Source organism: Endozoicomonas sp. ALD040, from assembly GCF_049275945.1.
In the GTDB taxonomy this organism is placed as follows: Bacteria; Pseudomonadota; Gammaproteobacteria; order Pseudomonadales; family Endozoicomonadaceae; genus Endozoicomonas_A.
This window is the reverse complement of the sequence record NZ_CP184829.1, coordinates 2,260,990-2,272,630: the sequence shown is the minus strand read 5'-3', so window position 1 is coordinate 2,272,630 and position 11,641 is coordinate 2,260,990. Positions and strand designations below refer to the sequence as shown.

Genomic DNA, 11,641 nt, shown 5'->3' with positions numbered 1-11,641 from the left:
AGAACAAATTAGCCTTGTTTACTCGGAAACCAGTATGAGCCTCCTTTGGGGATGTGGCCTTCTTTACGACCGTATTTTTCTCTTATAACTTCTATTGCTTTTTCTGAAATAACTCCGGGAGCATAGTCCATCATTGCAACAAACTCGTCGAATGAGGGATGCTCTTTCCAGTAACCATCATCTATCGCTCTTTCCAGAGAGCGGTCAAAATGAGAACGGAATACTTTTAAAGCTGCATTTATTTGCTCGTCGAGCCCAAACGCCGAATGTATGGCGCTGTATGCTTTTTCCTTAGAGTCTTCTCTATCAACAAAACCTTCTGGCTTATAACCCAATGCCTTCACTGCCTTTTCATAATTTAAGTGGCGATCTTCATGCCATTTCAAGTCGTCAGCTATGTCTGCACAATACGTGAACCCACAATATTTGCATTTAGCCATGCCTGATCCTTGGTCCTCTTGCAGAGAAGCAATATATTTTTTATGCAGTGTAATCGCCTCATGATAATGTCGAAGCTTTGCTAGTTTCTGAGCTGCATAATCCAGTCTCTGAGAGTGTCCTAAGTCAGGATGGGTTGTCTTGAGTTTCTTTGCAAAAAACTTAATTTCGGCAAGCCAAAGGTAGCCATAGTGGTTGCTATTGCTCATAGTGGAACCTAATCATAGTGTTAGATATTCCGTAGTCCACTTAAGGAATGACCTTGATCAGGCCGCAACTGAGGAGGTAGTGCAAGATGCTTTGCCAATGTGGACAGCAGGCTCCTACCCAAGCCATGAGGCAAGATTAACGGCTTAATTTTGTGAAATCAATATTTCCGATACCTGTGTGTCACTGCGCTATTCCTCACCTTGAGAGCGGTTTTGATAATGCTCTGTATTCCCGAAGATATTTCTTGACCAGCCAATCTTTACCATGCTGTAAAGTGACAGCACCCGAATCGTGCAACTGCCGTCCATACTGCACAAGTTTTTGAATGTCACTTTCATATATGAATCTTGAAGCAAGTATTTCTCCTTGGTTTGGATGAGAAAAGGTTTTCGGATTTGCGAGCCAACGGCTTAATCTGGAATCTTCAGGGGATAATAAAAATAAAGCTTTTATTGCCCTGGTCATACCCACATAAAATAACCTTCTTTCTTCTTCTAAGCCTAACTTTTCCAATGGATTATCATTGCTAATGTCAAAATTTCCGGATGGAAATTGCTCGTCATATAAGTCAGCCATAATGACATATGGAAACTCTAAACCTTTTGATCGATGGCAAGTCATAAGACTTACTGAGTTTTCATCTTCTATTGGTAACGGACTGATTAATTGACTAATGAAAACATTAGGGGCAATATTGTTATCACTCAGTACCTGTCCGAATAAAGATAAAGTCCTAACCCTGTGATTTGAATCAATAGTTGAATTTGATTTTTTATCCCATAGAGAGAATAAATCAGCAGTTCTTACCATATGATCAAAAATAGAAAAAGCCGATATTTCTTTTTGCTTTATTTCTATATTGTGTAGCTCTTTCATTATTTTTGATAATTCAGATAAGTCTTTTTTGTTTAGCTCTCTGGCTGCTTGCTCAAGGACAATACATAGATTGATAGTATCATCTTTTGCAATCTCTTTTGCTATTTTCTTTGCATCAGAAATTTTTAAAAATGGACTCATACCTCGAAGGAATCGGCTAATAAAGTTATCGTTTCTAACTCTTTCCGGGCATAGTTTCTTGTGCATTAAGAAATGCATTAGTAAGCCAATGGTGCAGAAAACATCTTGACTTGAATCATCATGTTTCGTCTTGCCTTTATAAGGAATACAAAATAACCTCATCAAAAATTGTATTAACAAAAGTTGAGCATTATTTCTCGTCAAAACGGAAATATCACTAAGAGGTATATTCTTGTTTTTCATTGTCTGAATAAGAGTAATCAAAGAAATACTTGGCTTATTGCTTTCTATTAATTTAACTTTTGTATCTGGTGTTGATAGGTGAGAAATACAGATTTTTTTCTCTCTTTTCTGATTGTTATTAATGACCGAGTTTGCAACCAAGGATAATGAATGTCCGAACCGAAATGTAGTGGTCAGTTTGTAAAATGAGCTGCCAGGGAAGGTTCGCAAAAATACTTCATCACTCATCAGGTCTGGCCTAGAGCCTCTCCAGCTATAAATACACTGGTCTTCGTCACCAACAGCATTTATGACTCCCCCCGTTTGACATAGGGAAGTAAGCAGCCTGTTTTGACCAATATTGATATCCTGATATTCATCTACCAGTATGTATTGATATCTAGGCAAACTGAGATCAGTAGAGTACAAGGTATTAACCAAATCTGGAATCCAGTCCTCCTCAGTACGAATATTATGAGCCAGCCGTTTCTCTTCAAAACCCTTATAAGCTCTCTCAAAGAGTTCTTGTTCTTCTGTCGTTTCTATGTATGGGTTGTAACACTCTGCCTTTAGGTTTCTAACCTTATCTATAAACTCTTCAGTCAGCTTATACTCATCATACTCTTTACGCTCTTTTTGAGCGTATTCCCTCAATGTATCTCTTAATAAATGTTTGCGAATTTCTTTATCTTCATCAGCTTCACCCTTAAAAATATTAAGATAGCCGTATTTTGAAGCTTTTTTTAATTCTTCGAGAGCAAATGAATGAAATGTACAAACCCTAACATTATTAGGTATAACCTTTTTGTTATGAGGGATGTTGAATCTCTTTTCAGACAGTTTTTTTGAAAAACTATCTCTTGCATCTCGATTAAACATCAAAACTAATATATCTTGCGGTGCTATCTTTTTTTTGTTTATTAAATAGCAAATCCTTCCAACCAAGGTCTTGGTTTTTCCAGACCCAGGAACTGCTCTGACAAGCATGTGGCCATTTTCATGTGAAATAACTTTTTTTTGTTCATGCGTATAATAAATCATGATTGAATTTCCTTATACTCAATGCATCGAGTAGCTTCAATAGGAAAAACAGCCTGACTTTTCAGTGTACAAAATATTTTTTTATAACTGCTGTTTATCTGTGAGTGTTCGCAGCAATAGCATCGAACCTCAATGTAACCTTTGCTTTGAGACTTTCGATATAACTTGGCGATTTCAGTCTTACTCGGAAAATCGTCACTGTAGAGTGTTGCTATGAATTGACTGGTTGCTTCCTGCTCTTGTAATGCTGAAAGTTTGATGTCTGTTATTGATAGGTCTGACTGTTTATTTACAGTGATTTTTTTTGCACTTGTTGGACATTTCTCTATTAGGCACTGCTTTGCTTCAAATTCAGACAATATAAAGTTGTAAAATTTAACTTCATCACCGCTTTTTATTCCGTCTGACCAAAGAGATTCAATTTCAAGAGCATCCTGAATCTGGAATTCTATAATTTTTGCTCCCGTAGAGATTTTCTTGTCTTCACACTGGTGTGTAACAGCAAACTCTATGAGCAATAAACGCTCAGGATTGTTCGATGAACTTAAAAGTAAATCGGGTCTTATTTTGTAATCATATCGATCCAGAACCACTTCTTTTTGTGGGCATGATATCTGGTCAAAAGACCGTGTTAGGTCATGAGTAATAAGCTTTTCATATCGACACTTCAGTGACTCGCAGTTGGTTTGGACTGTTGGGCAGATCTGTATTGAGTTAACATGTATATAAAACGGTCTTTTTTCTTCCAATGCAGCTTGATAATCGCGGTGGAAGAGGATTTTGCCTAATTTGTGTAGGTATGTTTCTCCTGTGCAGGGTGGAGAATTATAGTGCCGGAAATAGTTTATTCTTTCGCCTTCTGTTTTTGCTACCATTCTTTCCTGGCAATTCAGGCATGTATAACGTCTGCTTTTATGTGCGCTGTTAATGTGAAGAACAACACCATTTTCGTTGTAAGCGTAAGGATAATGAGGCTCTTTCATAAGGATTTTGAAGAGTTACATGCCCGTTCTGCCGGATGCAGGAAGCCATCGGTAAAGTGTTGGCACAGAAACGCCAAGGTTCGCAGCAACTTCTTTGGGAGGAATGCCGTCAGTCAGCAGCTTTTTAGCAGCCTCAATTTTTGAGTCTGTCATCTGCCGTTTGCGCCCCCCAATCTTTCCTCTCTGGCGTGCAGTTTCAAGACCGGCCTTAGTGCGCTCAACAATCAATTCACGTTCCATTTGAGCAAGGCTTGCCATGACATGGAAAAAGAAGCGTCCTGCTGTTGTTGTAGTATCAATGCTGTCTGTGAGACTGACAAAATGGCAGTCCTGTTGTTCAAGCTCATTTACCAAGGTAATCAGACTTCTGGCACTTCTCCCAAGGCGATCCAGCTTCCAGACAACCAGGGTATCCCCATCACGTAACACTTCAAAAGCGAGTTTTAAGCCCTCTCGGTTACTCTGTGTTCCGCTGGCTTTGTCTTCATATATCTTTGTGCAGCCAGCTTCCGATAGAGCCTTCCGCTGTAATGAAAGATCCTGATCTTTTGTTGATACTCTTGCGTAGCCGATTTTCATATCAGCCTTCCTTGATCATCTCTGTAAAATCAGACCACTGCTCAACTCTGAAGGCTCTGATATCTCTGACAGAAGCAGGAAACCAGGGAAGTGCTTTCAAAGCCGTGATAGCGCGGAATAAATTCGCCATGTTCTCGTCGTCTGTGACGTAAAGGCTTCCCTGAACTCGTCTGAAGCCAAAGCCAGATAGCGTGGAGCCAATCTCAACATAAGCCTGTGGCACACCTTTCGGGTGATGCTTTTCAGTCTCAGCGACAACCAGGTCAAAGGCAATGGCGAACATCAGTGAGCTACCGGATCATTTTTGATATTTGAATACCTGTATTCAGCTTCTTCTCCAGACTCAGGAATCTGAATTAAAACAATCCAGTCATCCTGATCGATCGGTCTGACAGGCGCAACAATTTTGTACGCAGGACCCAACTCGCCAAATCGTCGATACTGACCGATTAGTTGGGGATCAGGGAATCGATCTTGGGGCATTTTTTGGTCTCCTGATTATCAAAACTCATTTAAGAGTATGGAATCGAGAATTTAATTTCAAGAATAGTTTTTGAGAATCAGAAAGCAAGATTTTTCGGGACAGATTCTGAAACTCGGCTATCTTATCGAAAACCAACGTTTTTGAGAATAAAGATAACCGCCACCGATGGTCGCAATTCATGAAACGGCTTACCCGAGGCTGCGCTCTCGTACCACTTTTGATGATCTGGATGGTTCGATCTGGGAGCCTAAACCTGATGAAATGGACTGGATTAATGGTCAGGTAAAAAAGCCTCTGCACCGCCAAGTACTTTTGACCATGCTGAAGATGTTTCAGCATTTGGGCTATCACACAAGTTTTGATGACCTGCATGATGGATACACTCAATATTACGGGAAGATAACAAAGAGCCGGAGTTCCGATGCAGAAGTCAGAAAACACCGAGACTCTTCCGCAAGAAGCATTTATCTGCGTCTGCTGAGAGACCGCTTCAAAGTAAAACCCGCTGGTAGAAATATCTTCATACAACTGGCCTATGAGTCAGCCAAAAGCAAACACCACCTGGCAGATATCATCAATGAAGTCCTCGAAAACCTGATCAAGGACTCTTATGAGCTTCCCCCCTTTGATGCACTTGCACGGGTAGCAAGTGACCAGCGCCGAAGGATCAATAAAGAACTCTACAGCAATTACCTCGATTCTATTGATGAAAAATCCAGACAGGTTCTCTCATCATTACTAAATGAGGAATCCTGGGAGAAGCTGAAAAAAGAACCAGGAAAACTGACGACAAAAAACACAACCAATACGCTGGCAGTGTTGAGCTGGCTTCGCAAGCAACAGGCAGGTTTACCCAATTTACCGGATATCACACCGGGACTTACAATTGGAAGCCCGCGCTCTGGATCGTTCGGAAATGGCGCGATTGAGAAAGGGTAAGCAAGAGCTGCTGCTGACGATCCTACTCCGTTACCGACTTTCCCGCACCCTTGATGATGCGGCTGATTTACTGATCAAACTAATGCGGCGCATGCATACTCGGGCAGATAAGAAGCTGAAAGACTGGCTGAAAAATAAAACGAAACAGCAGGAGCAGCTTATCGGGCAGCTGAAGGATGTTACCGTTGCTTACCAGGGGAGTAGCAGAAACGATCAGCATAAACTCCGGAATATAGGCACAGCCCTGAAACACAATCCGCAGGAAGTGAACGACTCCTGCGACCAACTACTGACCTACTCAAGCAACAATTACCTCCCGTTTTTGTTGCCTATGTTCATAAATCATAGAGCAAATCTGTTTGATGCCCTGAGCTTACTGAAGGTGAGAACGCCTCATAGTGATTATGAGCTGTTCAAAGCCATACTGTTTATCAAGAAACACCAGACATCACGTAAAAGCCATATTGATGTATCCAACAGCTCTGTATCCCTAAAGTGGATACCTGCAAGAAAGTGGTGGACTTCAGTCACAGATACCAAAAAGAAAGGCGAACCCGTTACCAAAGTACATCGCCTTTATCTTGAGCTGTGCCTCTTTACTCTGGTTGCAGAAGCACTCAGGTCTGGCGACTTGTTTGTTGAAGACAGTGAGAATTTCAGTGATTTCAGAACGCAGTTTATCTCAGAAGAAGAGTATCAAGAGCAGTTCGAAGATTTCTGTCAAATGATGGGCTATCCCTCCAATGGTGCAGACTTTTGCAGGCAGCTCAAAGCCAAGCTTCACGCCGTTTGCAAAAAGGCTGATGAGCAGTTCCCTGATAATACTGAAGTGCAGATCATTAATAAAAAGCTATGTATCACCCCAGTCAAGGCAGAGAAACCAACACCTGAGCAAGAGGCTCTCGCATCCCTGATCAAAGAGCGTATGCCGCCCAAAAATATTCTGGATGTACTGTCTGAAACTGAAAAGTGGCTGAATCTCAGCAAGCATATCCGGCCTTTGTCGGGCAATAAATCCAGAATCGACAATACAGAAGAACGCTTTGTCCTCAACCTGCTTTGTTACGGCTGTAACCTTGGGCCAGTCCAGCTGTCCCGCTCAGTTCAGAATATCAGCCGCAAACAAATTGCACGGCTGAAACTTAAGCACTGTTCCGAATACACTCTCATCAAATGTATCCGAGATGTCATCAATGGCTATAACCAGTTCTTGTTACCTGGCTACTGGGGAACTGGCAAAAGAGCATCTGCTGACGGCACTAAATGGGATGTGTACGAAAATAACCTTCTGTCCGAGTACCATATTCGGTATGGAGGCTATGGTGGCATCGCCTACTACCACCTCAGCGACAAATATATCTGCCTCTTTTCCCGCTTTATACCCTGCGGTGTTTACGAGGCAATTTATATCCTGGACGGGCTTCTGGAGAATGACTCGGACATTCAACCTGATACCGTCCACTCTGATACACATGGGCAAAGCCTTGCAGTCTTCGGTCTGGCTTATTTGCTGGGAATTAAGCTTATGCCCAGGATAAAGAACATCAAGCGGTTAAATTTGCACCGGCCAGAAGCTGGCGCCAGGTTCAAGCACATTAACGGTATCTTCGCAGAGCCTATCGACTACAAGGTAATCGAAAGAGAGTTTCCAGAAATGTTGGGAATTGTCATGTCAATCAAGGGCGGTAAGCTCACCGCATCAACTATTGTTCGTCACTTAACTGGAAAGAGCCGGAAAAACCAGTTGTATTATGGCTTCAGGGAGCTTGGCAGGGTCATACGAACCCAGTTTTTGATGGAGTATATAGCGGATGGCGGCTTACGCCGTATGATCAACGCTTCAACCAATAAAAGTGAGCACTTCAACAAGTTTTCTGACTGGGTTTTCTTCTATAACAAGGGCGTGATTCGGGAAAATGACCGTCACGAACAGGACAAAATCATTAAGTGGAATCACCTTGCCACTAACATGCTCATTTTTTATAACGTCGAGGTGATGACGAGAGTATTGAAGGAGCTGAGAGAAGAAGGACACAAGATCGCTGAAGATGATTTGAAGCACCTGTCTCCTTACATAGAGAGTACAAACCGGCTGGGAGACTAGCGTCTTGAGTTAGCCAAGCAGGTACGGCCTCTGGATTTTTCTATTTCGGTACTGTGAGCAACCCTTTCAGAATGTCACTGAAATCACTTATTATTTGGCACAATAGTTCTGAACATTAAAGGCGGCGAAATGCCTGGATACTATCAATACCGTTTTAATCTTGATCTTCGTGCCAGCGACAAAATCATCAAGAAGACAGCTAAGCTTAACCGCCTGAAATCGTGGTCGTTCGAGGACCATATCCATCACTATACCAACTACATCGAACCAGACTTCATTAATACATTAGATTTCGGAATTTGTTGTGAAGAGTATTACTGGCGTATTGGTCAGCGCCGTATGATATTTCCCAAGGATGCAGACGTTCTGAACATGCTGTTACAGGCGAAGTTTTCCCTATCAGCGGTTGAAGGTTTTCGGTTGCCCTATGATCAGTTTATTTTAGCGATCCCGAAGGAATATAAGTTTGCCGAATTGTCTATAACGGGAGTTCTGGTGACGATGTGCCGGAATACTGACGAGATGAATGAGAAAATTGATCCACTCATCAAGGTATGCAGCAAAGGCACCGAGTCGGCACAAACGCCTCCTGGTCGCAAGGGAATGCTGACGTTTAATTTTCAGTTTGCTCATGATCCGGCAACAACATATTCTCGCATATCTGTAAAATTAGAAGATTTGCCACGTATTCTGTCTGCAAACCGATATCAGGACCTTGCCGACATTCTCCCAGGGTTTGCTTCAAGAGGATATCTTCACACGGAGCGTTGTGATAATGCGGAATTGCAGGCTCATTATGAGTTGCTGAAACTGGTGGTGTCCATGTCAGTGTATGTTATGTACGCACGCAGCAATGATCGCCACGATATTTTGCAGGATGGACTGCCAGGAAAGTTCAGCAATCACCAGTTTGCATCTCTGGGTCATCGTCGTAGCAAACATATGACTTTAGGCAGTATGTCTGGTGTTAGGGAAAATAGAACATCCCCGAACAGCCACTACAGGTCATGGCATTTTCGTCAGCTGGTACATGACAAGTATTATCAGAATGAATATCAGGGCATGGAGAAAGGGAGCCGGATCGTTTTTGTTTCTGATACTTTGGTTTCCAGCAAGGCCAAGCCAGTAACATTGGTGGGTTAATCTTTGTACCCCTGTATTGTCGATCTGCAAAATAGCATTGCTTTTGCAGATCGAGGAGCGTACCAATATTATTAAGCAGATACTGTGTTCAGGCAGGCGTAGTTACCAGCCTTGCACTTAGTATTCACCATGTACAACTTATTGTTAAGGTAAGCGCGGATTAGCGCTTTGTCCATTGGGATATGAACAACCGGAACTTCGTTTGCAGCAGCGGCTAGGCTGGATAATTTTGCCATCAGGTCTGCAACTGTTTTTTTGGGAGTATTCCCGTTGTACATTGCCTCTCGGCTTTTGAAATCTGGGTATACGACAATGATAGGAAGCCCGATACTGGCTGCGTAAGTGATTTCCTCTCGGACTGCAACAGAATTTTTTGTGTGCCCACTTAAGAAAAGGATCATGTTCTTGGATGCTCGGAGGCGTTCACGCAACCGAGGCTTCAGGGTCTTTTCCCAGTCGCTACCGTCACGGACGTTATAGGTTTTACCGTGAGAATCCACAAATGGAAAGGTAGGATCTTTTCCTTTCCATGCTCTGAGCATGTTGTAGTGGCAAAAATCTTTAGCCAAATTTGCACCAAGACCACCTTCTTTGAACGTGCCATCATTTACATAAAATGCCGCATAGTTTCCGGTTCTATTCATAGTCGCATTAGCTCCCTGTGTGTTCGAGTTCAAGCCTGATTTTTGTTAAATCAACTTTGTCCTTAACGGACTCGTGAAGAACGATTTTTAGCCCACCTGGTAGAGTGAGCTTCCTGTTCAGCGACATTGTGATAAACATGTTTTTCAATAGTCGCTGAGGGGTATCCACACCAGCCTGACCACCTCCCATTAGCGGCATGCAGACAGGACGGGCTTGAGCGTGAGTATGAATATGTTCGGATAACCGGGCAAGGACGCGAGTGTACTCATCCCAGGTAACTTCGGCACGATCCTGTTCATTAAATCGGGTCATGGCTATGAGGAGAAAGCTCTTGCCTTCACAGTCAACCCTGACGGCTGTACCCAAATCATAACTATTTTTGTTTCCGCGCCGACGGGCACTGTTTACCTTTGGTATTAGTCCCTTGAGCCCTTTCTGGATTTCCTTTTTCAGTGGATTTTGATCATCTTTGTAATATCGCTCAATAAACTGGCCGTGAAGGGTGTTTTTGGCAATTATGCGGTCATCAACAATAGTGTCGAAATACTCGTTAACAGGAATTACGATGAGTCCGGATTCTTTGAAGATATCACCAAACTCAATCTTGGTATCTGTGTTATCCGTAAGGCTAAGCTCGATATTGTTTCTCCGGCGGATGATGAAAAGTCCGACAGCAACGGCTATCAGCAATATAAAAAGAAGAGTATATAGTTCGCGCCCCTCCCGAAAGGTCGGCAGTCCTGATGCTGCCAACACATCAGTACCAGTGATAATCAGACCGAGACAGGACAAAGCCCCCATTCTAAACGCATGAAACTTGACCACCAGAGTTCCCTCTCAACTTTATGCTTAAGCACGAATATTGCCACCCTGATGAATTTGGCTCAAGTCTATGAAAAACTTAATAAGTTAGAGGCTGGGTACTTTGATAAAAGACTGCTTGAAGTCATTTTCTGGAGTAATGACAAATGGCTTGCGTGACTCAATCCGCATTGCCGATTTCTATGTAAAACAGTGTGTTAGCTGTATTTTCTGACGTAAAAGCAATTTTGCAGGCCGAGGCCCAATTAGGCGTAGACTTGCCTTTTAAATGCCTGCTCTCAATTGTGTACGGTAATAATGCACACCAAAGGTAGAGGTAATTTATGAAAAGTGTCAGCGTTAATCAGTTCAGGGATAACCTGAAAAGTTTTGTAGAGAAGGTTGTGGGCAACAGCACTCCGCTTAAGGTCACTCGGCGCGGTGGAGAAGACTTTGTGATGATCAGTGCTGATGACTGGGAGCAGGAACAAGAGACTCTTTATGTGCTGCAGAATAGTAGCTTGATGCGGCAGATTGCAGACTCACAGAGTACACATAGCCAGGGTGAGGGCTATCAGCCAAGTGAAGAGGATATCAGTGAGATCATTGGTCTTTGAGGGTAATACTTGGCAGGTATACGAAGCTCTACGCGAGAAAGTTGACATCCTCCCCACCCTGAAGAGGGGGTCGCAAAACTCTCTCCGCCGTGGGAACGCGCTGACTCCCGTCATTGCCGGCTTCATTCCCGCGAAGGCGGGAATCCACACTGACTCACCACCAGAACCGTACTGCCCGGTGTCCCCCTGGCCTTGTCATCCCCGAGAAGGCAGAGATCCACCGTTGGCGCTGGATTCCCGCCTTCGCGGGAATGACGACTTCAGAGCGAGAGAACGAGCTGAAGTTTTGCGACACCCTCTGAAGAGGGTGTCGTAAAAGCCAAAATTCAAATCCAGTAGGACGGGGATTCCTGTTAGTCACCTGCAGGTTCCTGTTTCACAGTTCGTTGCTCAGGGAACAAGCGGAGCCGCCCTGGCT

At 43.2% G+C, this 11,641-nt stretch carries 13 protein-coding genes; 5 read left to right on the top strand and 8 right to left on the bottom strand.

All coding sequences use genetic code 11. From position 1 onward, the window contains the following. Window positions 1–8 precede the first annotated feature (8 nt). From ACOJUN_RS07625 to ACOJUN_RS07600, 6 genes are all read right to left on the bottom strand, one after another. A complete protein-coding gene (locus ACOJUN_RS07625; RefSeq protein ID WP_422136060.1) occupies window positions 9–647 on the bottom strand; it encodes a hypothetical protein in 639 nt (212 codons plus the stop codon). A 196-nt stretch (window positions 648–843) separates the two neighbouring features. Beyond that, complete coding sequence (locus ACOJUN_RS07620) at window positions 844–2,928, bottom strand: ATP-dependent helicase (protein ID WP_422136059.1); 2,085 nt, start codon at window positions 2,926–2,928, stop codon at window positions 844–846. Further along, entirely contained in the window at window positions 2,925–3,911 is a 987-nt protein-coding gene (locus ACOJUN_RS07615; protein WP_422136058.1) for a hypothetical protein, read from the bottom strand. The genes ACOJUN_RS07620 and ACOJUN_RS07615 overlap by 4 nt, the downstream gene beginning before the upstream one ends. Before the next feature lie 15 nt (window positions 3,912–3,926). Beyond that, a complete protein-coding gene (locus ACOJUN_RS07610; RefSeq protein ID WP_422136057.1) occupies window positions 3,927–4,490 on the bottom strand; it encodes a recombinase family protein in 564 nt (187 codons plus the stop codon). 1 nt (window position 4,491) lies between these two features. Continuing rightward, a complete protein-coding gene (locus ACOJUN_RS07605; protein ID WP_422136056.1) occupies window positions 4,492–4,773 on the bottom strand; it encodes a virulence factor in 282 nt (93 codons plus the stop codon). After that, a complete protein-coding gene (locus ACOJUN_RS07600) occupies window positions 4,773–4,973 on the bottom strand; it encodes a DUF5397 family protein (protein ID WP_422136055.1) in 201 nt (66 codons plus the stop codon). The genes ACOJUN_RS07605 and ACOJUN_RS07600 overlap by 1 nt, the downstream gene beginning before the upstream one ends. Before the next feature lie 166 nt (window positions 4,974–5,139). Here ACOJUN_RS07600 and ACOJUN_RS07595 point away from each other — a divergent pair, with 166 nt between their 5' ends. From ACOJUN_RS07595 to ACOJUN_RS07585, 3 genes are all read left to right on the top strand, one after another. Then, the gene (locus tag ACOJUN_RS07595; protein ID WP_422136054.1) at window positions 5,140–5,913 is read left to right on the top strand and encodes a DUF4158 domain-containing protein; all 774 of its coding nucleotides are present in this window, start codon (window positions 5,140–5,142) and stop codon (window positions 5,911–5,913) included. After that, the gene (locus ACOJUN_RS07590; protein ID WP_422136053.1) at window positions 5,891–8,017 is read left to right on the top strand and encodes a Tn3 family transposase; all 2,127 of its coding nucleotides are present in this window, start codon (window positions 5,891–5,893) and stop codon (window positions 8,015–8,017) included. Before ACOJUN_RS07595 ends, ACOJUN_RS07590 begins: the two co-directional genes overlap by 23 nt. A gap of 129 nt (window positions 8,018–8,146) precedes the next feature. Next, window positions 8,147–9,160: a hypothetical protein gene (locus ACOJUN_RS07585; RefSeq protein WP_422136052.1), complete on the top strand. Its 1,014-nt coding sequence runs from the start codon at window positions 8,147–8,149 to the stop codon at window positions 9,158–9,160. A gap of 71 nt (window positions 9,161–9,231) precedes the next feature. Here ACOJUN_RS07585 and ACOJUN_RS07580 read toward each other — a convergent pair whose 3' ends face one another. Further along, the gene (locus ACOJUN_RS07580) at window positions 9,232–9,804 is read right to left on the bottom strand and encodes a TIR domain-containing protein (RefSeq protein ID WP_422136051.1); all 573 of its coding nucleotides are present in this window, start codon (window positions 9,802–9,804) and stop codon (window positions 9,232–9,234) included. Window positions 9,805–9,811: 7 nt separating this feature from the next. Beyond that, window positions 9,812–10,630: a macro domain-containing protein gene (locus tag ACOJUN_RS07575; RefSeq protein WP_422136050.1), complete on the bottom strand. Its 819-nt coding sequence runs from the start codon at window positions 10,628–10,630 to the stop codon at window positions 9,812–9,814. Between the two features lie 320 nt (window positions 10,631–10,950). On the opposite strand from ACOJUN_RS07575, the gene ACOJUN_RS07570 reads away from it, so the two are divergent. Continuing rightward, window positions 10,951–11,223, top strand: coding sequence for a type II toxin-antitoxin system Phd/YefM family antitoxin (locus tag ACOJUN_RS07570; RefSeq protein ID WP_422136049.1), 273 nt, complete (start codon window positions 10,951–10,953; stop codon window positions 11,221–11,223). Then, window positions 11,204–11,539, top strand: a complete 336-nt coding sequence (locus tag ACOJUN_RS07565; RefSeq protein WP_422136048.1) for a hypothetical protein — start codon at window positions 11,204–11,206, stop codon at window positions 11,537–11,539. The genes ACOJUN_RS07570 and ACOJUN_RS07565 overlap by 20 nt, the downstream gene beginning before the upstream one ends. Window positions 11,540–11,641: the final 102 nt, after the last annotated feature.